Origin of the sequence: Nocardia sp. NPDC004860 (genome assembly GCF_040609015.1) — a bacterium.
In the GTDB taxonomy this organism is placed as follows: domain Bacteria; phylum Actinomycetota; class Actinomycetes; order Mycobacteriales; family Mycobacteriaceae; genus Nocardia.
The window spans coordinates 225,651-251,124 of the sequence record NZ_JBEXJI010000008.1 but is presented as its reverse complement, the minus strand read 5'-3'; the positions used below and the strand labels follow the sequence as shown (position 1 = coordinate 251,124).

Sequence of the window (25,474 nt, the reverse complement as noted above, 5' to 3'; positions counted from 1 at the left end):
TCTCGCCGACTGAACCGTCACGGTTTCGGGGCCGCTTCGTGGCTGTCTCGAGTGAGATTCGGAGTGCCGGGCCGGAGCGGCACCAGGTCGTTAGGTGACGTAGGTCGGAGTCGAACCGACGTGGATCCTGAGTGAAAGTCAGGCTGCCCGTGCCGACAGAGCAACTACGCCATCGTCCGGCCGGATGGAATCGAACCACCCGTGCCCGAAGGCGGGAGGTCGCCACATCGCTACGCCATTCGGTCCCGTTTCAGGACAGAACACCGCGGAAAGCTGAGCAGTCGAACCCCCGGGACACGTTGCCCGCCTCCGGTTTTCAAGACCGGCTGACCTCCACAGGCCGGAACCTTCCGAAACCGCCGCCCCATCGAGCTTGCGGTACAACAACATTCGCAGCCGACCAAGGAATGCCGCAACCGAATTTCCGGGTTGCCTCAGGGCCATGACATCGATGAATTCCTCGTCACATCGACAGCTTATTCACAGCTATCAACCTGACGAAGGAGTATCCCACCCGGAATTCCCGCCGCCACCGCAGGACGAGCGAGCCACCTGTAGTATCCGTTAACCAGTGCTGAAACCAATAGCACATGACCAGCTATCTAAGGTGGTTCACTACAGGAGAGGCACTCATGACGATGAAAACTCGATCTGTCCTGCTCGCCGCCGCGGCCGGGAGCGCCCTGTTCCTCAGCACCGGCATCGCTTCCGCCGACCCCACCGATCCGGCGAGTTTCCTCATCGGAGACGCCGCTTTCTTCAATATCGGTGGCTTCAACTGTTCGATCGCCGCCAATGGCATTGTCGGCTGCGATATCAACCCGGCGGGCGTGCTGATGTACGTGTCACTGGCCGGACCCAGTGGCCAGGCCTATCCGGTGCCGTATGCCCCGGCCGCGATCATCGACAACGCCGCCTGGCCCGCCCATCCGGAGTGGAGCGGCGGCGGCCACACCCAGCCCGGCGGCAACCAGGCGCTGCCGTCCAGCGGTGACGCGTGGTCTCCGGCCAGCATCAGCTACGCGGGTGCGACGTGCACGCAGGGCTACCGCGGCGGGGTGCAGTGCAGCTCGATGGGCCACCAGTTCTCGTTCAACGCCGGCCAGGTCTACGGCAGCTGAGCCGTGCGCGCGTGAAAAGCCCTGCCGGGCACGCGTTTCGCGGCCCGGCAGGGCTTCACAGTGTCCGGCGGACGTATTCGTCGAGCGAATCACGCACGAACGCAGCGTGTTCGGGCCCGCCGTAGGCCGCGGCGAACCGCTCGTCCTCGACGTACATCCGCCCGAGACCGCCGATCATGGCGATGGAACGCTCCCGATCACCGTCCGCCAATGGCGTTCCGGGGATGGCCCGCAACCACGCCACGTGCCGGGCGGCCACCGCCTGCGCGCGCCCGGAGTCCGGGGCGCACCCGTCCTTGCGGGCGGCGATCCAGCACGCGATCAGATCGTCGGTGTCACGCTTCCACTCCCGCTGCTCGCGCAACGACTTGCCGTGCCACCACTGGTTGCTCACGGCGAAAGCGCGTTCACCCCAGCGGGATACGACCTCGTCGCGGTAGGGATCGTTGAAACCCTCCAGCATCATCTGCAGTGATCCGTCGACTCCGGCGCGCGCGTCGAGGGTGTGGCGCAGGGTCCGGATGCGCTCGTCGAGGCGGGCGCGTTCGTCTTCCAGCAACCGCAGATGGGTGTGCAGGGCCCTGTCCGCGTCGTGTTCGCGATCGAGGACCTCGGCGATCACCGGCAGGCTCAGGCCGAGCTCGCGCAGCAGCAGGATGCGCTGCAGCCGGGCCACCGAGTCGGCGTCGTAGAAGCGGTAGCCGTTGTGGCCCACCCGGGCGGGCGGGAGCAGCCCGATCTCGTCATAGTGACGCAGCGTGCGGCTGGTGACGCCGGCGCTGTCGGCCAGTTGCTGAATCGTCCACTCCACGAAGCCCTCCCGTCTCGTCGCTAATTCTTGCCGACCCAGTCACCCTCGAAGGTCGCCGCCCATTCCTTGGCCCGGTCCAGCTCGGCCTCGCGGGCTGCGGTGAAGATGACCCGGTTGCCGTCCGGATCGTCGAGGGTGACATCGGTGGTGTACCACGCGGTGTCCGCGGGACCTTCGACGCCGAGGCCCGGGATATCGAACTCACGCAGGGTTGTCGCCAGTGCGGCGAGGTCCGCGCCGCCGGCGGCGAAGGTGACCGTCGTGCTGCCCGGCGCCGGTTCGCCCGGGACCAGCAGCAGGTCCTGGTACTTCATCCGCCGCAGGTGCACCAGGACGGGTGTGCCGTCGGCGCCGGGAATGGTTGCCAGCGCGATGAATCCGGCGGCCTGGTAGCAGGCGGTCGCGGCGGCGAGGTCGCGCACCCGGAAGGTGGCGAACATGGGCATGGGGTAGATGGTCCGGTCGACGGCCGGTTCGGTGGGCTCGCTCATGGCCTCGACGCTATGAGTTGACGTAGCGGCAAGGTCAACCCGGCGCTGGCGGGGTCGAGGTATGCGCGGAGTAAACCGCCAGGCCCGGCGCAGCAAGCGCAGCGCCACGTCGAACGGATTATCCTGGGCACCAAGGTGTTCCATGGCGACGGCGTAGCCGATGAGCTGGCGCTCGAACACCTCCTCGGCGGTGCGCAAGATCAGGTCCGGGCGGTGTCGAACTGCCAGAATATGGCCCCCGGCGCTCCTGCTGAGTGCGGCGCGGCCGGGAAACTTCACTCACGCCCGACCATTCTGCCCGCTGCCGGGCGTGCAGAAAACATCCGGCCCGACCGTGGCAGGACGCGATCGACACGGGCCGCACGGCGATGGTGCGCGGGCGAAGCGGCAAATGGGACCACCCGGAGAGTCGCGGTGACATGGCCCACACGATCGATAACAATGCAGCCCCATGACGGACACGGCCGGGAGCGGATTGATATATCGGCAGGCAGACCGGGTTCAGCATGCATCGTCGCCCCGGCAGGGATTCCGGCCCGATATCGAAGGGTTGCGAGCAGTCGCGGTCCTGGCCGTCGTGTTCTTCCATGCGGGTGCGCCCGGGCTCGGTGGTGGATTCGTCGGCGTGGATGTCTTCTTCGTGATATCGGGCTTCCTGATCACCGGAATACTCTGCCGGGAGGCGACGGCCACCGGCACCATCGAGCTGGCCCGGTTCTACGGCGCACGGGCTCGTCGGCTGCTGCCCGCGGCGTGCATCGTCCTGGTCACCACCGCGATCGGCGCGGCGGTACTGCTGCCGCCGCTGCAGGCTCGCCAGGTCCTCGGCGACGGGATCGCGAGCGCGTTGTACGCCGGGAACTACCGGCTCGCCCTGCACGGTACCGACTACCTCGCCGCCGATGCGCCGCCGTCGCCGTTCCAGCAGTTCTGGTCGCTCGGTGTGGAGGAGCAGTTCTATCTGCTGTGGCCGGTGCTCATCATGGCGACGGCCTGGCTCGTGCGGCGGCGCCGCACCGGGTCGGCCACGCCGCTGCCGTATCTGATCGTGCTCGCGGTTGTCGCGGCCGCCTCGTTCACGATCTCGCTGGTGTGGACCCGTGTGCTGCCGCCCTGGGCCTTCTTCTCGCTGCCCGCTCGGGCCTGGGAACTGGCGGTCGGCGGCATGGTCGCGCTCTCGGCCGTCGCCTGGTCCCGGCTGCCGAAATCGGTGGCCGCGCTCGCCGGATGGATCGGCCTGGTCCTGATCGTCACGGCCTGCACCCAGCTGAACGGCAAGACACCGTTTCCCGGCGCCGCGGCGCTGCTGCCGGTCCTGGGCACGGCCCTGGTGATCGTGTCCGGCTGTGCCGCACCACGATTCGGGGTCGGCCGGGTACTGGCTCCGGCTCGGGTGCGGGCGATCGGCGGCCTGTCCTACACCTTGTATCTGTGGCATTGGCCGGTGTTGCTGCTGGCGCCCCTGGCGCTCGGCCACCCGCTCGGGAGAGTCGGCGCACTCGGCGCGGTCGTGATGACCGGCGGACTCGCCCTGCTGACGCACTGGTCGGTCGAGAATCCGGTCCGCTTCGCCGCACAGTTGCGCAGCTCTGCCAGGCTCAGCCTCGCCTGCGGCGGCGCCTGCACTGCTGTCGCCATCTGTGCGGCGGTGGTACTGCTCGTGCTCGTCCCCGCCCCGGTCGGCCACGGCATGTCGGCGCCGGCGCTCACGCTCGTCGCGCCAGCTGTACCGTCCACTCCTGCCGCCGACCCCGGTGAGGAGGCGGTTCGGCAGCTGGTGACGCAAACGCAGTCGGCGGTCGCCGACTCGGCCGAAATCCGGGCTGTCCCATCGAATCTCACTCCCTCACTCGGCAACGCGTCCGGCGACAAGGCCGACGTGTTCAACAACGGGTGTGTGCGCTCCTGGCGCGATGTGGGCCAGCCCGAGTGTGCCTCGGGCAATCCGGACTCGGACACCACGGTGGCCCTGGTCGGTGATTCGCACGCCGCGATGTGGAGTCCGGCCTTGGAGCCGATCGCCGCGGCGCGGGGCTGGCGGCTGGAAACCATGGCGAAAGTCACCTGCCCACTGCTGGACCTGCCCATTACGAGTCCTTTTCTGGACCGGGAGTACACCGAATGCGAGCAATGGCGCGGCCAGGTGCTGACCCGGCTGCAGAGCGAACGCCCACGGCTGATCGTGGTGAGTATGTCCCGGCGCTATGGCGGAGACTTCGGCTTCGTCTCCTATGACACTGCCTGGATCGATGGCCTGACCCGCCTGGTTGCCCAGCTGCGCGCGATCGGCTCGGCCGTCCTCGTTCTCGGACCGATCCCCGATCCGCACACCACCGTGCCGGCATGCCTGTCCGAGCACATTGACGATGCCCTGGCATGCACCCCCGAGCGACCGGTCGCGGTGAACGACGCGGGCGTCGTGGCCGAGCAGACTGCGGCCGTCGCCGGAGGCGGCCGGTACGCCGACCTCACCCCGCTGTTCTGCACTGCCGTCCGCTGTCCCCTCATCGTCGGCAACACCCTGGTGTACCGCGACGACAACCACGTCACGGTCAGCTATGCCCGGACACTCGGACCGGTCATCGGCGCACTCACCGACCAGGCGCTCGCCCACGGCTGAGCGGCGCGGGCTCGTTCGTGCACTCGACCGGGCGGACGATCGCGTCGGCACTCGGGATACCGGTGTGATCGCCGTACGATCGGGGATATGCCAGCAACTCGTCTGTGGGTCTTGCTCGCGCTGACCGCCGTGACCGCGGCCGGATGCTCCTCCAACGGCGGCGTCAACGACATCCCGTCCATCTCGCTCATGGGCCGCTCCTTCGTCTCGACCGCGGTGGCGGGCACCCCCATCCCGGGCGGCGGGCCGTTGACCCTGACCTTCGCCGACGGGCGCATCTCGGCCACCTCCGGCTGCAATACCGCCACCGGTCCCGTTGACCTGCAAGGCAATACAATCCAGGTGGGTGAGATGGCGACCACGCTCATGGCATGCCCGGGCGATCTCACGGGCGCGGACGGCTGGCAGGACGGCCTGCTGCGCTCCCAGCCGACCTGGACACTGACCGGCGACACGCTCACCCTGAAGGGCAACGGCTCCACCGTCACCATGCTCGACCGCAAGGCCGCCCACCCGGACAAACCGCTGATCGGCACCCCCTGGATCGTGACCGCCCTGCTGCGCCCCGACGCCGAGATCCACTCGGCCACCCTCGACGAGGTCCGCCCCGCCCTGACCATCACCCCGGACGGCAAGGTTTCGGGCAGCGCGGGCTGCAACACCATGACCGGCACGGCCCAGATCGACGACGGCACCGTTACCTTCCAGATCGCGACCACCCGCATGATGTGCGACCCGCAGGTCATGGAGGTCGAACAGCAGGTACTGCATGCTCTGGACGGAAAAACCAAGGCCACCATCGATTCCAACGAACTCACCCTCCGCAACTCCGCCAACGACACGGGATTGGAACTGCGCGCGGAGTGAGTGGCGCTCCGGTGGCACGCCACCGAAAACCGTTGTCGTGCGCGGGTATCCACCCGCTAGCGTGCGGTCGTATGGACGACAGATATCTGAACGTGGTGGATGTGGAGGCCACCTGCTGGGAGGGGCCCAATCCGCCGGGACAGCCGAACGAGATCATCGAGATCGGATTGTGCGTGCTCGATACGGTCACCCGGGAGCGGGTGAGCAAGCACAGCATCCTGGTACGACCCGAGCGTTCGACGGTCAGCGAATTCTGTACCCGGCTGACCACACTCACGGCGGACCAGGTGGCGGCGGGAATCGGGTTCGCGGAGGCCTGCGAGTTGCTGCGCACCGAATTTCATGCCGATTCGCGGCCATGGGCGAGCTGGGGCGACTACGACCGCAGGCAGTTCACTGCGCAGTGCGAGGGGACGGGGGTGCGGTACCCGTTCGGCAGCAGGCACACCAATGCCAAGCCGGCCTTCTCGGTCGCGCGGGACACCAAGCGGCGGTACGGGATGGCAGGGGCGTTGCGGCTGGCGGGATTACCGCTGGAGGGAACTCATCATCGTGGCGGGGACGACGCCTGGAACATCGCGGCATTGATCGCCGACATGATGGCGAACGACGCCTGGCCGGGCTGAGCGTGGCAGCGGTGTGGAACGGGCGAGCATCGTGTTTCGGCTGCTCCGGCCTAGAGAGACTGCCGGTAGCCGTAGTATTCGTGGGCTGAAGCCGGGAACGGTAGGTCGGCCTCGCCGCGTGGCTTACCCCCGGACCGGTGGATGACTTCACCGGTCGAAATCGGGCCGGTCGATCGACGTTCCCATACCCACCACCTCCGTGCTGGTTACGGGCTGGTCTTGTGGTCAGCCGGCGAAGTCGAGGCTGGTGCGATGTGCCGGGTGCACGGCGGTGTATTTGCCGAGGGCATTGCCGACCTCTGGACCCCCACCGGTCCCGCCGTCGCCGCAGTTCCCGTCGGTCTCGTAGCAGGGCTGGCCGTTGTTGTCACAGTTCCCGCCGGTGCTTTGGCAAGTTCCGCCGTTGCCGTTGCAGTCCTGGTTGTCGCAGCCGTGTGGCGGGGGGACCGGTGGGGGTACGGGCTGGGCGCTATTACTGCCCCACCCCCCAGGCCGATCGACCTGCACTATTCCGGGCACCGGGGTCGGCGCCGCCACGCCCGGAACTGCCGCCATCACCGGAGTCGCCATCGCCACCGCCGCCAGCGCGGCCTTGGCGAACAGCCGACGCGTGGTACATCGATAAATCGCGTTGGCCATCATCATCACCCTTCCGTTCAGCGTCCTTCCGTTCAGCGAACTGCCGATCCGGCGGACATAGGGACCGCATCCGATATCGGAATTACTTGGCCAGCAAGGATTTCCATTCGACCGCACCGCCTACCGCCTCATCGAACACGGACTACCCCGCTTACTGCGTTGCGGTAGCCGGGTCGGCCAGTGCGTCGACCAGGGGTGCCAGTCGTTGCAGTTCTTCCAAGTGGGTGGCGGTGAGCCGGGCCAGGGTTTGCTTGCCCGTCTCGGTCAGTGCCAGGCGCACGACGCGGCGATCCTTGTCTCCTTCCCGGTTGCGGGCGACGAGGCCGAGTTGCTCGGCGCGATCGGTCAGTTGCACCACGCTGTGGTGGCGGGCGCTCAGATATTCCGCGATTTCTCCGATGCTGGGCCCGGCCGGGTCGCCATGACCCCGGATGGCCAGCAGCAGTTGGTGCTGTGCGGCGGTGAGTCCGGCATCGGCTGCCCGCTGCTCACTCCAGCGCAGGAACCGGCGAAGCCCGGCACGGAACGCCAGCAACCTCGAGTAGTCCTGGTCGGTGAGGTGTTCCGGAGACGACATGGACTCGTGTGTCATAAGACGATATTATCATGACGTGATACAAGGGGTTCGGTGGTGATCGCAACCCAAACCGCTGTCCGTGACGATTGCGACCGCTCCGGCTCGAGGTGTCCTTCGATTCGGCATTCAGTCGGAAAGTTGGTGGAAGACATGACCAGTGAGGCCATGAACATGAGCCTGCATCCCGATATCGTGGCGTTGCGGGCCAAGCACGACAAATACGAGCTCGCCGCGGAGGCGCCGGTTGCCCAGCTGGTCACGGGCCTGTTGTTCCTGACCGGCCTCTACCTCGCGATCTCTCCGTGGGTCGTCGGATTCAACCGGTTCCCCACCTTGACCGGCAACGACCTGATTCTCGGAATCGCCCTGGCGGTGCTGGCTTTCGGGTCCTCCTCGGCGCACGGACGGATGCACACCCTGACCTGGGTCGCTCCGCTGATCGGGCTGTGGACGATCATCGCTCCCTGGGTGATCAGCGGCGACGTCGCCCATACCGCGACCATCTGGAGCAACGTGGTGACCGGCACGATCGCCCTGGTACTCGGCCTGGGCTCGATGGCGTTGACGACGATGCCCCGGACCAGATAACCCGGACCGAATGATCGGCGGCACGGCACCCCGCCGCAAGCGGACATCCCGCTGGTCAGATCAATGAAGGCATTCGTTTTGTGGGGCGCGGGAAGCCTGGGCGCCGCCCAGGTGGGGATGCTACGGGCGCTGGCCGAGCATCTGATCGTGCCCGATCTCATCGTGGGTGCGTCGGTCGGGGCGCTCGATGCCGCGCACTACGCGGCCCGGCCGACTCCCGCCGGCGCCGACGAGTTGGCGAGGCTGTGACTGTCGGTATGGAGGCGATCACCGGTCGACGCGACCACCTGTTCGACAACCAGGCACTGGCACGCTTCCTTATGCGGGTGCTGCCCGTCGACCGCCTCGAGAACACGACGATCCGATTGGCAGTACTTGGCCGCAGGCAGCCCGCACTCAGCTGCTCAGCGACGTCCACACCGACCACGAGCCTCCCGCACCTCGCTGACGAGCGACTCACAAGTCCCGGATCTCGCGACGGAATGTTGTATCAGCCGCAATTCCGCGTGATTGGCATCGGCGGTATCCGAGAATATTCACACCCCAAAGGACAAGTCGCTCGGCATATTTCCGTTCCAATGACAGACATGCCGGAAAATGCTGCGCGACCGCGGGGAGGCGAGGCAGTCTGGACGGACTGGCCGACGGATCGGATGTTGCCGCTGCCACCGGCGTTTCGCACCTACGCTGAGGTCCCGGCGTACCCGACAGATGGGAGGGCGTCATCAAGGACCCGGAAGCTGAGCTGGATCAGTGGTTTCGCGCGGAGGTGGCGGCGGCGACGCCGGGAGCGGCTCGCGCGCACCGGGAACCGATCGACGCCGCCACCGGATTGACCGGGGCGCGATGTCTGGAGCTGTTCGACGCCCAGGCCGCGTCCCGGCAGCTGGATCTGGCCGCGCGGCGGCTCACCCGGGACGGGCACGGGTACTACAGCATCGGTTCGTCGGGACACGAGGGCAATGTCGCGGTGGCGGCGGCGCTGCGGGTCACCGATCCGGCGCTGCTGCACTATCGGTCCGGCGCGTTCTTCGTGCACCGCGTCCGGCAGGTGCCCGGCCTGGATCCGCTCCGCGATGTGATGCTGGGTGTGGCGGCGGCGGCCGCGGACCCGATTTCCGGTGGGCGGCACAAGGTTTTCGGCAGCAAGCCGGCCCACATCATTCCGCAGACCTCCACCATCGCCTCGCACCTGCCGCGCGCGGTCGGCCTGGCGTTCGCCCTCGACCGGGCCGCGCAGCTGCGCCTGCACACCGAGTGGCCCCGGGATGCGGTGGTGGTGTGCAGCTTCGGCGACGCCTCGGCCAACCATTCGACCGCGGCCGGGGCCATCAATGCCGCGATCCACACCGCCTACCAGGGCGTGCCGATGCCGATCCTGTTCGTCTGCGAGGACAACGGCCTGGGCATCAGCGTGCCCACTCCGCGCACCTGGATCGAGCAGGCCTATGGATCCCGGCCTGGACTCGCGTACTTCGATGCCGACGGCACGGACCTGCCCGCCGCGCTGGCGGCGGCGACCGCGGCCGCGGATCACGTACGCGGACACCGGAAACCGGCCTTCCTGCGCTTGCGCACCGTGCGGCTGCTCGGCCATGCCGGATCCGATGCGGAATCGGCCTATCGCCGCCCCGCCGACATCGCCGCCGACCTGCGCCGCGACCCGGTGACCGCCACCGCCCGCCTGCTCGTCACCACCGGCGTCATCACCCCCGCCGAGATCGTCAGGCGCTACGACGAGATCGGCGACCAGGTCGCCAAGGCCGCCGAATCCGCCTGGCACGAACCGAAATTGCACTCGGCCGCCGAGATCACCGCCCCGCTGGCCCCCACCCGCCCGGCCGCGATCCGTGCCGACGCCCTGCGCACCCGGCCCGACCTGGATCGAACCGGCGGCGCCGGGCCAGATACACCCGCCGGTCCCCGAAACCCGACCGCCGCAGCCCGGAAACCCACCGGCGCTGTCACATCCCACACCGCCGCTGCCGTGGACTCGGCAGGCGCGGCCGCCCATCCGGCTCCCGGTGCCTCGGACGCGGGAGACGGGATATCGGACCTGGCTGCCACTACGCAAGCGGCCGCCGACGCATCAGCGAGCGCGGCTGTGGCACAGGGGATCTCGTCCGCAGCCTCTCCTTCACCGGTTTCCGGCGAGCCGCTCACCTTGGCGCAGGCGGTGAATCGCACGCTGGCGGAGCTGCTGGCTCGCGATCCGGATGTGCTGGTGTTCGGCGAGGATGTGGGGCGTAAGGGTGGGGTGTACGGGGTGACGAAGGGGTTGCAGCACAGTTTCGGGGTGCGAAGGGTTTTCGACACGCTGCTCGATGAGCAGAGTGTGCTGGGGACCGCGCTGGGGGCGGGGTTGGCGGGGTTCGTGCCGATTCCGGAGATTCAATATCTGGCATATGTGCACAATGCCGAGGATCAGTTGCGGGGGGAGGCGGCGACGCTGTCGTTCTTCTCGGGCGGGCGGTACCGCAATCCGGTGGTGGTGCGGATCGCGGGGCTGGCCTACCAGAAGGGCTTCGGAGGGCATTTCCACAATGACAATTCCCTTGCGGCGCTACGGGATATCCCCGGCCTGGTGATCGCCGCGCCGGCCCGGGCCGACGATGCGGCGGCGATGCTGCGCACCTGTGTGTCGGCGGCGCGGGTGGACGGACGGGTGTGCGTGTTTCTCGAGCCGATCGCGCTCTATCACACCCGGGACCTGTACCACGCCGGGGACGGCGGCTGGCTGGCGCCGATTTCCGGCCTGCGCCATGCCGAGATCGGGCGTTCCCGCGTGTACGGCACCGGCGCGGATCTCACCATCGTGAGCTTCGGCAATGGCGTGCCGATGAGCCTGCGGGTGGCGGAGCGGCTGGCCGCGCGGGGGATTCACGCGCGGGTGCTGGATCTGCGCTGGCTGGCTCCGCTGCCGGTGACGGATCTGCTCGAGCATGCACGCGCCACGGGCCGGGTGCTCGTCGCCGATGAGACCCGACGCAGCGGAGGCGTTTCCGAGGCGGTGTGCGCGGCATTGCTGGACGCCGGATTCGGGGGCCGCCTGGCCCGTGTCACCAGCGCCGACAGTTTCGTGCCGCTGGGTCCGGCTGCCGCGGAGGTGCTGCTGGACGAGGCGGCGATCGAGGGCGCCGCCTACGCGCTGCTCACCGCTCCGCGGTGACCACGGGTGGGGCCGGGGCTGCTCGCGGAAAACACCCGGCCCCACCCGTGGTCGACGCCGGTCCGGTCGGCGTCCCGGTGCCGTCGAGGGAACGACACCCGGTCTGTCTACGCAACAACTACGTAGATACGTAATACCGGAGATTCGCCGCGGGGCGCAAGCACGCCCGGTCTATTCATGCGGTTTCCCTACCCCGGCACGGCGAGTCGGAAGCGCGTCCGCGCAGGCCGGCCCGCACGCCGGCCATCACGCAGAGAGTGACGCAGCGGGCGAGGGTCACAGTGGCGGGATGTCGTGCCATGCGCCATGCCGCTTCGGTTCGGGTCGACATCGGTTCTCCTGTCGCCGGTTTCGGAGTAATACCCCCAGCGGGTATCCAGATACTGTACCCCACAGGGGTATTGGAGATGGTGCTCCTGCCGGGCCGCCTGCGGCAGCCGTCAGACTGCGGGAGTAAGCCTGCCCTCAGTTTTGCCCTCTACACTCGTGCCCATTCCACGGGAGGAGATTGGATGCGAGCAGCGCGATCGCGGGTGCCGGCATGAGCATCGCCGTCTGTCTGCTGCTGTACGGATTCGCCGTGGCCGTGCTCGCCCCCCGGCTGCTGCGCCGGGTCAGCACCGAGGGGGCAGCGCCGCGGATCGCGGTGGCGGCGTGGCTGGCGGCCATGGCCTCGACCGTGCTGGCCTGGATGGTGACGCTGGCGATCATCATCATCGACCTTGTCACGCACCGGATTTCGCTTTTTCCCGCCCGATTCATGGACAGCTGCCTGCTGCACCTGCACGACGCGGCGGTGGGCGACTACGGCGGGCACATACAGACCGGGCTGTTCGTGCTGTCGGGATTCGCCACGCTCGCCGTGCTGGTGCTGGCGGTGCGGCTCGGCACCACCCTGTTGCGCGCGCGCCGCACCACCCTCGAGCACGCGCGCATGGCCCGGCTCGCCGGACGCCACCACCCCGGCCTGGACGCGGTCGTGCTCGAGGTCGATCATCCGGCCGCGTATTGCGTTGCGGGCAAACCCCATACGATCGTGGTCAGTCGCGGCGTGCTGGCCGCGCTCGAGGACCGCCACCTCGATGCGGTGCTCTCCCACGAGCGCGCCCACCTGGACGGCCGCCACCACCTGCTGCTCACCCTCACCCGCGGCCTGGCCACCGTGCTGCCGCGGGTCGAGCTGTTCACCCTGGGCGCCTCCGAGGTGGCGCGCCTGCTGGAGATGCTCGCCGACGATGCCGCCGCTCGAATCCACGGGCGCGACGCCGTCCTACAGGCACTGCTGACCCTCTCCACCCTGCCCACCCCGCCCGCGACCGCCGAGGCCGCACTGCTGCCCCGGGTCCGCCGCCTCTCCGCGCCGGAGAACCCGCCCCGCCTGCACACGCGCATCGCGGTCACGGCGATCACGCTCACGGCCGTGTTCATCCCGGTGGCGGCCATCGTCACCGCCGGCATCGGCATCCAGGTCTGTGCCGTGTAGCCGGGACCCGGCGCGGATCGCCGCGCCGGGTCCCGCGCTCAGCGCCGCACCCGCAGCAGCCGGGTCGGATAGTCGATGCGCCGACCCGCGGGCGATGACGGATCCTCGATCGGCGTGTGATGCCCGCCGGTGGGGGCCGGATCCCGATCGGACCGATTCAGGACATGCAAGGCGACGGCAGCCAGCGCGCCGACGACCGCGAGACCGAGCCACACCGCCCAGTCCGCCCCGGCGGCATGCGCCGCACCCAGCAGCGCACCCGTCGCGAGATTGCCGACCAGGATACCGATCCCCACCACCGTGTTGTAGAAGCCGTAATGCGTGGCTACCAGCCGATTCCCCGACAGGGAGACCACGGTGTCCATCTCGAACGGGAACACCGCCGCCGTGCCGACCGCCAGCACCGCCGCCGCCAGCAGCAGTGCGCCGATCGCCACCGGGGCACCGAAGGGCCGCGGTGCGGGCAGGATCGCCAGCGGCACGAACGCCACCGCCAGCAGGGCCACACCGGCCACCAGGCCGCGGCCGATCCCCCAGCGCTTCCGGAACCAGGCGGTAATGCGCAGCTGCCCCGCGACCGCGACGAGGCCGGAGATCACGAACAGCGCCGAGGTGACCGTCTGTGCCCGCTCACCGGCCAGGTATTCGGCCTGCAGGGGCAGCGCCAGATACACCTGGAACGACAGCACATACGAACCGATCATGGCCAGCGCGAACCCGACGAAACGGCGATTGGCGACGACGGTGCGCCAATCCTCCAGCACCGAGGTCCGCACGGCCGGTTCGGCACCGCGGCGCGCGGGCAGCGCGAACAGCTGCGCGACGGTGAGCAGCGCGAACACCACCGCCGCCGCGGCTGCCGTGGCCCGGAAATCCAAGGCCAGCAGCGCCAATCCGACCAGCGGGCCCGCCAGCATCCCGGCCTGGTAGAAGACGTTGAACACCGCGAACGCCTCCACCCGCCGCTCCCCCGCCTCCGCGGCCAGATAGGCCCGCACCGCCGGATTGAACAGCGCCCCCGCGAATCCCGTTGCCGCCGAGGCAATGAGCAGGCCCGGCAGATCCGACGCGAACACCAGCAGCGCGAAACCAGCTGTCCGCAACAGACATCCGGCCACGATCAGCGGCTTGTACCCCAGCCGATCCGCCAGCGTGCCGCCCACCAGGAACATCCCCTGCTGCGAGAAGTTCCGTACACCCAGCACCAGCCCCACCGCCCACGCCGCCAAACCCAGCGGCCCGGACAGATAGCCGGCCAGATACGGCATGAGCACGTAGAACCCGAGGTTGATACCGAACTGATTGACCATCAGCAACTGCGCGGTCCGATCGAACCCGCGGAACTTCGCCACGATGTTCACGACAGCGGCTCCGCGACGTCGCGGGCGCTCGCCGAACCGAGTACCGGATTCCCCACCGGCTCACCATCTCCGGGCCCCACCGCCGTCGAACCACCGGCCGCACCACCGCCCGGACCGCGACCGGGAATCGGGCCGACCGTGTTCGCGATCAGCGCCGGAGCGCCGTCGCCGGCTCCCGTCTCCGACACGCGCTCCGACGCTCGGGGGTCGATCACCGTGGAGCAGCGGGTCCACGTCTCCACCTGCCGGTCCCGGGGATGAGCGATCGTGTCCGGCGCGGTGGGTCGCGGGGCACCGAGCAGTCCGTGTGCGGCGCAATAGGAATCGTTGTAGATGGTGTCGAAGTAGCGATGCGGACCGTCGGGGAAGACGGCGGCGATACGGGTGCCCGGCGCGTGGGTTCGGGCCGCCCACCCGGCCACCAGCGCGACCGCACCGACGCTCCAGCCACCGCTGGTGAGGTAGGCGGCGGCCAGGGTGCGGCAGGCCCAGACGGCTTCGGCCGGTGCGACCCAGTGGATTTCGGTGAAGGCGGCATAGTTGACATTGCGCGGGTGGATGCTGGAGCCGAGGCCGCGCATGAGGCGCGGGCCCGCCTGCTGGCCGAAGATGCTGGAGGCCACGGTGTCCACACCGATCAGGGACAGGTCCGGGTTGGTGCGGCGCAGGGCACGGGCGACACCGGCGGAATGGCCGCCGGTCCCGACGGCGCAGACCAGGACGTCGACACCGCCGAGCTGTTCGATCAGCTCCCGGGCCAGGGACTCGTAGCCGTCGACATTGTCGGGATTGCTGTACTGGTCCGGGCACCACGCGCCGGGCTCGGCCGCCAGCAGTTCGGCGACCCGATCGCGGCGCGCCTGCTGCCAGCCGCCGGCCGGATGCGGTTCGGACACCAGCTCCACGTGCGCGCCGTAGGCCGCGAGCAGCTGCGCGACCATGGGTTCGAGCCCCGGATCGGTTACCACCGTCACCGGATGCCGGTACACCAGCCCCGCCAGTGCCAGCCCCAACCCCAGTGTGCCGCTGGATGATTCGATGATCCGGCCGCCGGGCGCCAGCACTCCCCGTTCCCGGGCGCGCCGCACCATGTGCAGCGCGGGCCGGTCCTTCATCCCGCCCGGATTGCGCCCCTCGAGCTTGGCCCAGAAGCCGAGCCCCGGGGGCGCGAACGGCTCCCCCACCCACAGCACCGGCGTATTGCCCACCAGCGCGCGGGGTTCCCGGGCCAGGCCGGGCAATCCGGGATGGCCGGTGATCGTATCGAAGTCGTCGAGCAGACCTTTGTCCATGACTGTCGCTTTCGGTATCGGACCGCCGCGGCGGCGGCATGACGTGCACGGCAACGGACTCCGGCCCGGGGCAGGACGCCCAGGGCCTGTCGCCGGCCGATCAGCGTCGGTCGATACACAGGCGGGTCAGCAGCATTCGGCCGCCGACCGCGTAATCGGGTGGTCCCCGGACGCCGTGGGACACGGCGGCGATTCCGGTATCCGCAGGTCCGGCTGCCGGGACAACGGGATCGGCTGCCGCCTCCGGCGCGTGTTCCGCGCCCGGCGAGGCCGTCCGGATCGCGTCCTCGACATGCGGATCGCAGTGCGCGGATTCGCCGCCGTGCGGTCCCGGATCCGCCGGCTCGCCCGGGGCGATCGACAGCGCTTCCAGCGGGCGCGCGTGATCGGACCCATCGCCGAGCGCGCAACCGGCAATCGCGGCGAGCAGCACCAGCCCCGACCCGAGCAGCACCCACAGCGTCCGGCCGAACCCGCCGACACGACCCACCGCCGACACCTCCCGCCTCGAATCCGACTGCCCGGCCGATGTTTTGACCGACCGGTTGCCTCGCCGGCATGTCATTGACACGCCCTCGAAACAATCTACTATCTACGTACGTAGTTAGTTGGGAGCCGGTGATCGGGCTCACGCCCGGCCGAGGCGAATCCGAGGCAAAACGACAGGACACGCATGAGGTTTGCGCAATCGGCCACCCGACACGCCGAACCCACGGTCGTCAGACGGCCGCACACCACGACCGGTGGCAGCGGCGGGAATCGAGGTGGCGCGCAGGCCCTCCGGTCAGCGCAGTTTGGAGCGCGCGAGTTTGCGCAGGGCCGCGCGCAGACCCTCGGACTCCTCGGCGCTCATCTGCTCCACGAAGTGCGCGAGCACCAGATCCGAACGACCGCCGCTGCCCAGCGCCTCACGCATGAGGCGGGCGCTGTACTCCTCGCGGCTCAGGGTTGCCCAGTATCGGTAGGCTTTGCCGACGCGTTCGCGTTCCAGCCAGCCCTTGCGATGCAGATTGTCCATGGTGGACATGACTGTGGTGTACGCGATGTCGCGCTCGCCGGCCAGCTCGTCGAACACTTCCCGGACCGTCGTCTTTGCGGAGCGATCCCAGATGCGTTCGATGACGACCGCTTCCAGGTCTCCGAAGCCTCGCGCACTCACGTCTGACGTCTCCTCACCTCACGGCACAGCCGGTTCCGCATCGTGTGTCGGCCTACTGTCCTGGTGCGCACCCGATCGTAGGGTGGTCGCCGGCATGGACTCGAGCCGCCCCGGGCGCCGGGGGCGCGCCCGCTCATACGTTCTACGTACGTAGACAGTAATATGGTGCACCCGTGGGCCGTCGCACGCAACCGGACAGCAGGACGACACCGGACTACCCCGAAGCCCCGCTTCCCAACCATGCCCCGGTATCAGTCGGCGATGCGATGCCCCGCATCACGCAGCGCCGCCGACGCCTCCTCCAGCCGATGCGCGGGAACCAGCACCAGATCCGCATGGAAAGTGGAGGCGACGAACACCGGGATCGACGACTCCGCCAGCGGCCCGATCAAGGCGGCCAGCGTGCCCGGCGCGTTCAGGCTGCCGGCGTCGACACCGTAGAAGCCCTTCCAGGTCTCACCCTCGGCCCACGCGGGCGCCTCGCGAATCACGGTGAGCCCCTCCGGCGCCCGCACCAGGGCGATCCACTCGTCATCCTCCGGAAAGGTGGAATTCGGCAGATGATCCACCGCGAACTGCGACGGGACGATCCGCAAACGCTGGGAGCCGGTCATGGCGACATCGTAGGCGGAAGGTCGGACAAACCGGGTGCGCGCACCGCGACAGCCCAGTATTGGTGTCTGCGACTAAAATTCGGATGCCATCCCCCGGACCCGCCCGTATGGTCACTGAAATGAGCACCAGCCCACAACAAATCGCCGACGAGAACGAGCGGATCGCCGCCCTCGGCACCTATCGCGCGGCCGACGGAACCCTCGTCGACATCACCGATGCGCTGTCCGAGGCGCGCGCCCGGACCCACTGCTTCGAACCCGACGAGGAGCTCTACAACCGAGATCCCGGACCGTTCACCGGACGCCCCGAGGTCACGGCCGAAGGCAGCATGCAGGCCGCGCGCCGGCTCCACGAGGAAGGTGGAAAGGCCATCACCGTCCTCAATTTCGCCTCCGCCCGCAACCCCGGCGGCGGCTACCTCCGCGGTGCCCGCGCCCAGGAGGAAGACCTGTGCCGCAGTGCCCTGCTCTACCGCTGTCTGCTCGAGACGCCCCGCTACTACGAGGCCCACCGCGCATCCGACGACCTGCGCTACAGCCATCGCGTCATCTTCTCCCGCGAGGTCCCGGTCATCCGCGACCACCGCGGCGCACTCACCGCGCACACCTTCACCACCTCGTTCCTGACCTCCCCCGCCCCGAATGCCGGTGCACTGGCGGACCGTACGGGCGAACGGGTCGATGTTCGCGAGATCCTGATCGCCCGCGCCGAGCGGGTACTCGCTGTCGCCGCCCACGAACATGTCCGCGAATTGGTCCTCGGCGCATGGGGATGCGGTGTGTTCCGCAATGACCCGAACGAGGTCGCCGAGGCCTTCGACCGGGCGCTCCAGATCCACGGCGCCGCCTTCGATCGCGTCGTGTTCGCCGTCTGGGACCGCTCCCCCGTCTCGGCCAACCGTGCCGCATTCGAAGCCCGCTTCGGGCAAGCGGTTTCCCCCTAGCCGCGGCGAAGTCCGATGGCGGGCACCGCTCTTCTCAGCTGCTTGTCCTGAGCGGGTTCATGGTCCAGGTGTCGCGGCAGCGGTGCCATACCGGCAATCCATGCGCAGATTGCAATATCTACAGACTCAGATAGCCGAATGGAGGGCCGGTAGTCCCGGACCCTCGCTCAGCGGGCGAGACCCGTGCGATGAGCGAAGGCGATGGCCTGGCCACGATCGCGGACCCCTAGCTTGGCGAACAGTGAATTGATGTGCGTCTTCACGGTGCTGACGCCGATGAACAGTTCCTTGGCGATCTCGGAGTTGTTGCGCCCCTGCGCCATCAGCCGCAGCACGTCCCGCTCGCGGTCGGTGAGGTCGACAGGCGGTTCGGGTGGCGCGTCGAGGGCGGAGAGCAGGCGGCGGCCCACATCGGCGGCCAGGGTGGTGTGACCGCTCGCGACGGATCGGATGGCCGCGGCGATCTCGGCGCGACCGGCGTCCTTGGTGAGATAGCCGCGTGCGCCCGCCCGGAGCGCGCCCGCGATGGAGGCGTCGTCGGCGTAGGTGGTGAGCACCAGGACCGCGGTCTCGGGATATCGGTCGGTGATGGCGGCGGTCGCGGCCACGCCGTCGATGCCGGGCATGCGCAGATCCATCAGCGCGACACGGGGTTTCACCCGCCGCACCAGCTCGACCGCTTCCGCGCCGTCACGGGCCTCCCCCACCACCCGCATATCGGGGAGCAGCGACAGCACCGTGGTGAGCCCGTCGCGCACGGTGGTCTGGTCGTCGGCCACCACCACCGTGATCACTTCCGCGGCAGCAGGATTCGCACCGTCCACCGACCCTCCTCCTTCCCGGCGGACAGCAGTCCGCCCGCCGCCTCGATCCGCTCCCGCATACCCAGCAGTCCCGCACCGGAACCGGTGCTGTCGAGCAGAATCCGTTGCGCGGCAATCGGATTCGACACCACCGCCTCCAGCGACGCGCCGCTGCCGCGCAGCGTGAGCGTAACCGGTTGCCCGGGCGCGTGTTTACGCGCATTGGTGAGCGCTTCCTGCACCGCGCGGGTCAGGGCCACCGCCGCCTGCTCGTTCGCCGGATCCACCGCGACGTCGAATCGTTCGGCCAGCTGCCCGCCGGCGGCGCGGTGCTCCTCCATCACCCGGCGCAGCTCGGCCGCCGCGTCGAAGCCGCCCGACCGCAGCGTGCCCACCACCCGGCGGGCATCGGCCAGCCCGGACACCGCCAGCCGATGAGACGCCTTGACCCGCTCCGCGGCCCGGTCCGTCTCCCCCGCCTCCAACAATGCGTCCGCGGCGTCGAGTTGGAGCACCAGACCGCCCAGCGTGTGGGCGAGCACATCGTGGATGTCGCGGGCGATACGCCCGCGTTCGGCCAGGGCGGCGGCCCGATCCCGCTCCTCGCGGATGATCCGATTCTGTTCCACCAGCATCCGATTGCGCTCCGCGCCGATCCGCGCCTGGCGGCGGCTCCAGCCCGCCAGGCCGACCACGACCACACCGACCAGCAATCCCGCCAGCGCCCCTGGACGCGCACCGTCCATCAGGATGGAGACGCACATGAGCACCGAGGTGGACACCGCGATCGCCAGGCCGAACCACAGCGGCGCGCTCAGCAGGCCGAGGGCGACGAATACCGTGGCCAGGGCGGTGATTCCGGAGCCGACCGACTGGGCGACGGTCGATCCCCCGCCGATGGCCATGGCGCACAGGCAGATTCGTTCCCGCCGCCACTTCCGTGTGGGCATCACCACCCATGCCGCCCAGCCCAGCCACGACAGCACCACCAGCGCCGCCACCCACGGCCGGTGGAACAGGGCCACACTCGCCGAGGAGGAGACCACGGCGACGAGCCCGACCAGGCGCAGCAGCCTGGACAGGCTCGAGGGTGGGTCGATGATGGACATCGGTCTCAGTGTGCCGCAACCGGGTGCGCCTGCTCGGCACGCCGGGCCAGCACCAGCGCCCGGCCCGCCCGATTGAGCGCCACCACCAGCAGGATCGCCCCGACCGAGGTGACGGCCACCGCGCCGGCCAGGTGCGCGACCACGTCCACCCCGATGCGCGCCGCCAGCAGCACCAGCCACAGCAGCGATCCGGCCCACCCGGTCCGCGCCTCCAATCCCGCGGCGGTGCGGCGCAGCTGGGACAGCATGCCCATCACCACGCCGATCCCGGCACCGAGCGCCGCCGACACGGCCAGCAGGGCCACCGACATCACCCCGAGGCCGCCACCGGTGACCACGGACTTCATCTGCAGAAACCCCACCAGCCCGAGAATGATCGGTCCCCGCCACAGCCGATTGGCGTCGAGGACCTGCCACCGGGTCTGCCGGTACATGATCCACCCGATCACCAGCACCGCCACCGCGCCGTCGACCACCGCATTCTGCACGTTCATGGCTCTACGGTCGCCTCGCGAACCGCCTCCACCCACCACCCCAGGGTGGAGACCGGGTGGGATTCCCGCCCACCCACTCGCCGGTCAGTCGGGCCAGACGGGTGGGCGTTTCTCCAGGAAGGCGGCCATTCCCTCGCGGGCGCCGGGCAATTGGGAGGCGGCGGCCATGACCTCGCGGGCGAGGGTGTAGGCGTCGGCCTCGGGGCGGTCGAGCTGGGCGTAGAGGGTGCGTTTGCCGAGCGCCTTGCTCGCGCGGCTGCCGCGGGTGGCGCGGGCGAGCAGGTCGGCGACGGCGTCGTCGAGGTCGGCGTCGGGGACGGCGTAGTTGATCAGACCCCAGTCGACGGCGGTGCGAGCGTCGATGACCTCGCCGGTGAGGGCCAGCTCCATGAGGCGTTTGCGGCCGATGGAACGGGCGACCGGGACGGCCGGGGTGTGGCAGAACCAGCCGCCCTTGCCGCCGGGGAGGGCGAAGCCCGCCGAATCGGCGGCGACGGCCAGGTCGCAGGACGCGACGAGCTGACAGCCGGCCGCGGTGGCCAGCCCGTGCACGCGGGCGATCACCACCTGCGGCACCGTCTCCAAGGTGGTCATGACCTGCTGGCAGAGGGTGAGCAGGTCGCGCACGCCGAGCAGGTCACGGGCGGCCACATCGGCGAAATCGTGGCCCGCACTGAACACCGGCCCGGCCGCGGCGAGCACGATGCCGGTGGCGTCGGTGTCGCCCGCGGCGCGGAACGCGGCCAGCAGTTCGGTCAGGTGGTCGGCCGACAGCGCGTTGCGGCGGTCGGGACGGTTCATGGTGACGGTGATGGTGTCGCCGTCCCGCTTCACGAGTAGGTGCCGGTACTCCGCGGTCATACCTTCCACGGTAGTGCGGAGTATCGGCCCGGGCTGCCGCATTTCGCGGTTCACACGGGTGCGGGGGCGTCCGGATTCAGGTGCAGCCACTGCCCGGTCGAGGGACCGTACGGGTCGACGCTGCCGCCGCCGATCAGCATCACCCGCTGCGCCTGCGCGGGCGGCAGCAGCACGCTGGTGGACGGGCTGCGCGACTCCGGATCGACGAGCCCCGGCAGCGCCCGGGCACCGGGAGTTCCGGGCAGAACCAATCGGGGATCGGAACGAATTGTCCTGCCACGCAATCAATCATGGCGGCCCGCGGCGATTCCGGCATTCGATGTTCGATGTCCGGATAGTCCGGATGCCCATTTACGCCAGGTTAGGGAAAACGCACCCCGGTGACCCGGGCGCCCATTACTCTCCGAAACGCTCTCGTTTCACACCCTTGAGGACACATCATGAGTAAGACAGTCTGGGCCAACGGCCTCGCACTCACCGCGGCCGCGATCCTGGCCTCCACCGGCACCGCGAATGCCGTCGGCAACAGCATGAGCACCGATGCCACCTTCAAGGTCGGCGTCGACATCCAGCCCGGTGTCTATAGGACCACGACGGCCGCCACGGTGTGCGCTTGGGCGCGGCTGTCGGCCATCACCCCCGACGCCAACGCCACCATCCAGGCCGGCGGCGCGGTCAACGGCACCGTCACCGTCGAGATCAAGCCCACCGACGTCGCCTTCTTCACCAGCGGCTGCGGCACCTGGACCCTGCAGACCACCACCACGAACACCGGCTCGTCGGGTCTGTCGAACCTGATCAGCGGCAGCGCGAGCGGCAGCAGCCTGCTCTCGACCGGCTCCGCCTCCGCCTCCAGCTAGCCGATCCGGCATCGGTGAGCCGTCTACCCGGAGGTGGCGGGATCATCGGGCCGGGAGGGCCGGGCAATCCGCAGTGCCCGCCCCTCGCGGTGACTCAGCAGTCGCAGCAGGTTTCCTCACAGCAGCAACAGGATTCCTCACAACAGCAGCATCCTTCGCCGCAGCAGACGCAGCCCTCACAGCACGGCAGGCAGAAGCCACCGCGGCGCCGCGGGGCGGGGCCGTAGTAGCCGGGACCCGGGCCGTAGCCCGGAGGCGGACCGTAGCCGGGCGGTGGCGGACCCCAGGGGCCCGGCCCCGGACCCCGGCGACGCCAGCGGCTCAGCGGCGCGGTGGCCGCACCGTGATTCGCGCAGGTGTGCGCGGGACCGCCGAAGGTCCTGGTCACCGACCGGTTCAGCTCATGCTTCAGCAGTTTGTGAATCAGCCGCCCATCGGTGAATTCCACGTCGGCCAACGCCAATTCGATACCCAGCAGGGCGTCGGTGCACAAGCGATGCGCCTCGGCCACCTCGGTTCCCGTGGCGGCCAGGGGATTCCACTTCCCGTGCGCGAGATCCTCGCCCAGGTCCTCGACGGCATCCACGAGATGCGCTATGCGGCCGAACAATCGGCCGACCTCCGACAGCGCTGCCTGGTTTCCCGGGCGCCCCGCCAGGACGGCGGTGTGGCCGAAGGCCGCGGCGGTCGCGGTTTCGGTGGGTTCGGTGACCTCCAGCAGCGGGGTACCCACCGCGGCCGCGGCCTCCACCTCACCCTGCCGATCCACCGCGGTCACCAGCACACCGGTGTCGAAACCCAGTCCGGCGCCGGTGGATTCGCCCTGCCTGGCCCAGCGCTGGGCGATGCGCCGGGCGGCGGGCCGGAGTCCGGCCGCGCCCGCCATGCCGTCATGATCGGCCACGTGATCACGCACTTTGGCGGCGGCCAGCACCAGCGAGACCGTGGCGGCCAGCCGGACGCAATCCCCGGTGGCAACGTCGGCGCGTCTCATGCCGCGCAAGGGGCAGGGCCCGGCCGCGCGGCGGGTGGGCGGCGCCGTGGACTGCGCCTCCACCAGGGCCGAGACGATCAGCCCGTCGTAATTGGTTGCCATGCGGGCGCTCTGGCCGTGGTCGTCACGCAGTGCCAGACAGAGTCCGCACAGTTGCGCCAGCCAAGCCCGCCCGAGTTCCTCGCCCAGCCGATGACGGCAGGGCCGGATGATGCCGAACACACCATCGACGGTAACCGCTCGCGCGGCATTCGTCGCCCGGAATCGGGATCACTCCCGAGTGGACGGCGTAGATCGAATCTCACTGGGCGGCAAGGGCGGCGAACTCCTCGGCCAGCGGAACCGGGCGCGCCGACGACCACGCCAGGCTCACCCGCAGCGGCGCGAGGTCGGGAACCGGGACGTAGGCGATGTCCGGGCGGGTGTAGAACGTCATGACCGACAGCGGCAGGAACATGATGCCCCGGCCCGCGGCGACGTGCTCGAGCTTCTCCTCCACACTGTGGAAGACCGGGACGCCGGGGCGGTCGGTGCGCAATTCGGTTGCCACCGCACTCCATTCGGGGACCGTGTCCGGATCCTGGAGCAGGTGCTCGTCGGCGAGATCGCCGACCGCGACCGCGTCCTTGCCCGCGAGGCGGTGGTCGGCGGGCAGCACCACGACCCGGGGCTCGGTGTAGAGCGGGCGCACGACCAGACCGTGCGGATCCACCGGCAGCCGCACCACGCTGACGTCGACGCGGCCGTCGTGGATCACCTCGACCTGATCGAACCAGCCGGTGCGCACCAGATCGACGGCGAGGCCGGGGTGACGCTCGGTGAGCGTCCGCACCGCGGCGGTCACGATGAGGCCGGGCATGAAGCCGACGGTGAAGCGCTGCGTCCCCTCGACGGCCCGAATCACCCTGCGCTGCAGGCCTTCCGCAGCGGCGAGCAGCGGTCTGGCGTCGGCCAGCAACTGCTCCCCCGCCGCCGTCAGCGCGGTCCCGCGGCGATCGCGGGCGAACAACTGCGCGCCCAGTTCCTCCTCGAGCGCGCGAATCTGACGTGACAGGACCGGTTGCGCGATGAACAGCTGCTCCGCGGCGCGGCCGAAATGCAGATGTTCGGCCACCGCCACGAAGTAGCGCAGCTTGCGCAGATCGACGTCACTCATGATGCCTTCAGGGTATTACAGGCGGCGGTATAGGTCTTGGACGGGAGCGGGTCGCGAAACCCAAGGTGGAGAGGCACATACGCACAGCATTCCCGAAAGGAAATCCGATGTCTCTCGACGGACAGCACGTCGTCATCCTGGGCGGCACCTCCGGAATCGGCTACGCCGTGGCCGCCGCGACCGCCGCACAGGGCGCGAAGGTCACCGTCGTCTCCAGCCGCCAGGAGAACGTGGAGCGCGCGGTGGCCGAACTCCCGGCCGGCGTCACCGGCCTGGTCGCGAACCTCAACGACACCAACCGGATTCGCGCGATGTTCGATGAACTCGGCGCGCTCGACCACCTCGTCTACACCGCCGGCGAGCCGCTGCTGCTCTCCCCGCTGGCCGAACTGGATCTCGACGCCGCGCGGAAGTTCTTCGAGCTGCGCTACTTCAGCGTGCTGGCCGCGGTACAGGCGGCCGTGCCGCGGCTGCGAGCCGACGGGTCGATCACCCTGACCAGCGGTACCGCCGGGCCGCGCCCCGTCCCGGGTTCGACGGTCACGTCCAGCGTCTGCGGCGCGATCGAGACCCTGACCCGGGCGCTGGCGGTGGAACTGGCGCCGATCCGGGTGAACGCGGTCATGCCGGGCGTGGTCCGGTCGCCGCTGTGGAGCTTCCCCGAGGAGTTGCGCGAGCAGTTCTACGCCGACACCGCGGCCGCGACGCCATTGCGCCGCATCGCCGAAGTGGACGATATCGCGCAGGCCTTCGTCTTCTTCCTCGCCCAGCCCCACGCCACCGGCACCGTGCTGCCCCTCGACGGCGGCGCGGTCCTGGCCTGACCCGGACGTCG

Annotated in this window: 26 protein-coding genes, 1 tRNA gene and 1 pseudogene; 11 read left to right on the top strand and 17 right to left on the bottom strand. The window is 69.3% G+C overall.

Going from position 1 to position 25,474, the window contains the following annotated elements:
* Nucleotides 1-95: 95 nt before the first annotated feature.
* Nucleotides 96-171, bottom strand: a tRNA-Glu gene (locus ABZV44_RS18535).
* Nucleotides 172-632: 461 nt separating this feature from the next.
* Between ABZV44_RS18535 and ABZV44_RS18530 the strand changes: the two genes are divergently transcribed.
* On the top strand, nucleotides 633-1,121 hold the full coding sequence (locus tag ABZV44_RS18530) for a hypothetical protein (RefSeq protein ID WP_354837536.1): 489 nt from the start codon (nucleotides 633-635) through the stop codon (nucleotides 1,119-1,121).
* A gap of 55 nt (nucleotides 1,122-1,176) precedes the next feature.
* Here ABZV44_RS18530 and ABZV44_RS18525 read toward each other — a convergent pair whose 3' ends face one another.
* Both ABZV44_RS18525 and ABZV44_RS18520 read right to left on the bottom strand, forming a co-directional pair.
* Nucleotides 1,177-1,932, bottom strand: a complete 756-nt coding sequence (locus ABZV44_RS18525) for a MerR family transcriptional regulator (protein ID WP_354837534.1) — start codon at nucleotides 1,930-1,932, stop codon at nucleotides 1,177-1,179.
* A gap of 20 nt (nucleotides 1,933-1,952) precedes the next feature.
* The gene (locus tag ABZV44_RS18520) at nucleotides 1,953-2,423 is read right to left on the bottom strand and encodes a VOC family protein (protein ID WP_354837532.1); all 471 of its coding nucleotides are present in this window, start codon (nucleotides 2,421-2,423) and stop codon (nucleotides 1,953-1,955) included.
* Nucleotides 2,424-2,874: 451 nt separating this feature from the next.
* On the opposite strand from ABZV44_RS18520, the gene ABZV44_RS18515 reads away from it, so the two are divergent.
* The 3 genes from ABZV44_RS18515 to ABZV44_RS18505 all read left to right on the top strand — a co-directional run bounded on the left by ABZV44_RS18515 (nucleotide 2,875) and on the right by ABZV44_RS18505 (nucleotide 6,536).
* Nucleotides 2,875-5,043, top strand: a complete 2,169-nt coding sequence (locus ABZV44_RS18515; protein WP_354837530.1) for an acyltransferase family protein — start codon at nucleotides 2,875-2,877, stop codon at nucleotides 5,041-5,043.
* 87 nt (nucleotides 5,044-5,130) lie between these two features.
* Nucleotides 5,131-5,910 carry an META domain-containing protein gene (locus ABZV44_RS18510; protein ID WP_354837528.1) on the top strand — a complete coding sequence of 260 codons (780 nt, stop codon included), beginning with the start codon at nucleotides 5,131-5,133 and terminating at the stop codon, nucleotides 5,908-5,910.
* A 71-nt stretch (nucleotides 5,911-5,981) separates the two neighbouring features.
* A complete protein-coding gene (locus tag ABZV44_RS18505) occupies nucleotides 5,982-6,536 on the top strand; it encodes a 3'-5' exonuclease (RefSeq protein ID WP_354837526.1) in 555 nt (184 codons plus the stop codon).
* A 225-nt stretch (nucleotides 6,537-6,761) separates the two neighbouring features.
* Here the strand turns inward: ABZV44_RS18505 and ABZV44_RS18500 are convergent, their stop codons facing one another.
* On the bottom strand, nucleotides 6,762-7,175 hold the full coding sequence (locus tag ABZV44_RS18500; RefSeq protein WP_354837524.1) for a hypothetical protein: 414 nt from the start codon (nucleotides 7,173-7,175) through the stop codon (nucleotides 6,762-6,764).
* 151 nt (nucleotides 7,176-7,326) lie between these two features.
* Nucleotides 7,327-7,767 (bottom strand): MarR family transcriptional regulator, encoded by a 441-nt coding sequence (locus tag ABZV44_RS18495; RefSeq protein ID WP_354837522.1) that lies wholly within the window; start codon nucleotides 7,765-7,767, stop codon nucleotides 7,327-7,329.
* A gap of 135 nt (nucleotides 7,768-7,902) precedes the next feature.
* On the opposite strand from ABZV44_RS18495, the gene ABZV44_RS18490 reads away from it, so the two are divergent.
* From ABZV44_RS18490 to ABZV44_RS18475, 4 genes and pseudogenes are all read left to right on the top strand, one after another.
* Nucleotides 7,903-8,340: an SPW repeat protein gene (locus ABZV44_RS18490; RefSeq protein ID WP_354837520.1), complete on the top strand. Its 438-nt coding sequence runs from the start codon at nucleotides 7,903-7,905 to the stop codon at nucleotides 8,338-8,340.
* 63 nt (nucleotides 8,341-8,403) lie between these two features.
* A pseudogene (locus ABZV44_RS18485) lies at nucleotides 8,404-8,565 on the top strand (patatin-like phospholipase family protein); the annotation flags it as partial.
* 544 nt (nucleotides 8,566-9,109) lie between these two features.
* Nucleotides 9,110-11,509: a thiamine pyrophosphate-dependent enzyme gene (locus tag ABZV44_RS18480; RefSeq protein ID WP_354837518.1), complete on the top strand. Its 2,400-nt coding sequence runs from the start codon at nucleotides 9,110-9,112 to the stop codon at nucleotides 11,507-11,509.
* Between the two features lie 541 nt (nucleotides 11,510-12,050).
* Nucleotides 12,051-12,992 (top strand): M56 family metallopeptidase, encoded by a 942-nt coding sequence (locus ABZV44_RS18475; RefSeq protein ID WP_354837516.1) that lies wholly within the window; start codon nucleotides 12,051-12,053, stop codon nucleotides 12,990-12,992.
* Nucleotides 12,993-13,030: 38 nt separating this feature from the next.
* Here the strand turns inward: ABZV44_RS18475 and ABZV44_RS18470 are convergent, their stop codons facing one another.
* The 5 genes from ABZV44_RS18470 to ABZV44_RS18450 all read right to left on the bottom strand — a co-directional run bounded on the left by ABZV44_RS18470 (nucleotide 13,031) and on the right by ABZV44_RS18450 (nucleotide 17,418).
* Nucleotides 13,031-14,302, bottom strand: a complete 1,272-nt coding sequence (locus ABZV44_RS18470) for an MFS transporter (RefSeq protein ID WP_354837568.1) — start codon at nucleotides 14,300-14,302, stop codon at nucleotides 13,031-13,033.
* Nucleotides 14,303-14,349: 47 nt separating this feature from the next.
* Nucleotides 14,350-15,645 carry a PLP-dependent cysteine synthase family protein gene (locus tag ABZV44_RS18465; protein ID WP_354837514.1) on the bottom strand — a complete coding sequence of 432 codons (1,296 nt, stop codon included), beginning with the start codon at nucleotides 15,643-15,645 and terminating at the stop codon, nucleotides 14,350-14,352.
* A 100-nt stretch (nucleotides 15,646-15,745) separates the two neighbouring features.
* Nucleotides 15,746-16,135, bottom strand: a complete 390-nt coding sequence (locus tag ABZV44_RS18460) for a hypothetical protein (RefSeq protein ID WP_354837512.1) — start codon at nucleotides 16,133-16,135, stop codon at nucleotides 15,746-15,748.
* 294 nt (nucleotides 16,136-16,429) lie between these two features.
* Nucleotides 16,430-16,804 carry a BlaI/MecI/CopY family transcriptional regulator gene (locus ABZV44_RS18455; RefSeq protein WP_354837510.1) on the bottom strand — a complete coding sequence of 125 codons (375 nt, stop codon included), beginning with the start codon at nucleotides 16,802-16,804 and terminating at the stop codon, nucleotides 16,430-16,432.
* A gap of 251 nt (nucleotides 16,805-17,055) precedes the next feature.
* The gene (locus tag ABZV44_RS18450) at nucleotides 17,056-17,418 is read right to left on the bottom strand and encodes an ACT domain-containing protein (RefSeq protein ID WP_354837508.1); all 363 of its coding nucleotides are present in this window, start codon (nucleotides 17,416-17,418) and stop codon (nucleotides 17,056-17,058) included.
* Between the two features lie 119 nt (nucleotides 17,419-17,537).
* Here ABZV44_RS18450 and ABZV44_RS18445 point away from each other — a divergent pair, with 119 nt between their 5' ends.
* On the top strand, nucleotides 17,538-18,362 hold the full coding sequence (locus ABZV44_RS18445) for a TIGR02452 family protein (RefSeq protein ID WP_354837506.1): 825 nt from the start codon (nucleotides 17,538-17,540) through the stop codon (nucleotides 18,360-18,362).
* 167 nt (nucleotides 18,363-18,529) lie between these two features.
* On the opposite strand, the gene ABZV44_RS18440 is transcribed toward ABZV44_RS18445, so the two are convergent.
* From ABZV44_RS18440 to ABZV44_RS18420, 5 genes are all read right to left on the bottom strand, one after another.
* Nucleotides 18,530-19,186 (bottom strand): response regulator transcription factor, encoded by a 657-nt coding sequence (locus tag ABZV44_RS18440; protein WP_354837504.1) that lies wholly within the window; start codon nucleotides 19,184-19,186, stop codon nucleotides 18,530-18,532.
* The gene (locus ABZV44_RS18435) at nucleotides 19,153-20,274 is read right to left on the bottom strand and encodes a histidine kinase (RefSeq protein WP_354837502.1); all 1,122 of its coding nucleotides are present in this window, start codon (nucleotides 20,272-20,274) and stop codon (nucleotides 19,153-19,155) included. The genes ABZV44_RS18440 and ABZV44_RS18435 overlap by 34 nt, the downstream gene beginning before the upstream one ends.
* 5 nt (nucleotides 20,275-20,279) lie before the next feature.
* Nucleotides 20,280-20,768 (bottom strand): hypothetical protein, encoded by a 489-nt coding sequence (locus ABZV44_RS18430; RefSeq protein ID WP_354837500.1) that lies wholly within the window; start codon nucleotides 20,766-20,768, stop codon nucleotides 20,280-20,282.
* A gap of 84 nt (nucleotides 20,769-20,852) precedes the next feature.
* The gene (locus tag ABZV44_RS18425) at nucleotides 20,853-21,629 is read right to left on the bottom strand and encodes an enoyl-CoA hydratase-related protein (protein ID WP_354837498.1); all 777 of its coding nucleotides are present in this window, start codon (nucleotides 21,627-21,629) and stop codon (nucleotides 20,853-20,855) included.
* A gap of 50 nt (nucleotides 21,630-21,679) precedes the next feature.
* Nucleotides 21,680-21,880, bottom strand: coding sequence for a hypothetical protein (locus ABZV44_RS18420; RefSeq protein WP_354837496.1), 201 nt, complete (start codon nucleotides 21,878-21,880; stop codon nucleotides 21,680-21,682).
* A gap of 189 nt (nucleotides 21,881-22,069) precedes the next feature.
* Between ABZV44_RS18420 and ABZV44_RS18415 the strand changes: the two genes are divergently transcribed.
* The gene (locus ABZV44_RS18415) at nucleotides 22,070-22,489 is read left to right on the top strand and encodes a hypothetical protein (RefSeq protein WP_354837494.1); all 420 of its coding nucleotides are present in this window, start codon (nucleotides 22,070-22,072) and stop codon (nucleotides 22,487-22,489) included.
* Nucleotides 22,490-22,583: 94 nt separating this feature from the next.
* On the opposite strand, the gene ABZV44_RS18410 is transcribed toward ABZV44_RS18415, so the two are convergent.
* On the bottom strand, nucleotides 22,584-23,705 hold the full coding sequence (locus ABZV44_RS18410; protein WP_354837492.1) for a DUF5685 family protein: 1,122 nt from the start codon (nucleotides 23,703-23,705) through the stop codon (nucleotides 22,584-22,586).
* 79 nt (nucleotides 23,706-23,784) lie between these two features.
* Nucleotides 23,785-24,639: a LysR substrate-binding domain-containing protein gene (locus ABZV44_RS18405; RefSeq protein WP_354837490.1), complete on the bottom strand. Its 855-nt coding sequence runs from the start codon at nucleotides 24,637-24,639 to the stop codon at nucleotides 23,785-23,787.
* 107 nt (nucleotides 24,640-24,746) lie between these two features.
* Here ABZV44_RS18405 and ABZV44_RS18400 point away from each other — a divergent pair, with 107 nt between their 5' ends.
* A complete protein-coding gene (locus ABZV44_RS18400; RefSeq protein ID WP_354837488.1) occupies nucleotides 24,747-25,463 on the top strand; it encodes an SDR family oxidoreductase in 717 nt (238 codons plus the stop codon).
* The last annotated feature ends 11 nt before the right edge of the window (nucleotides 25,464-25,474 follow it).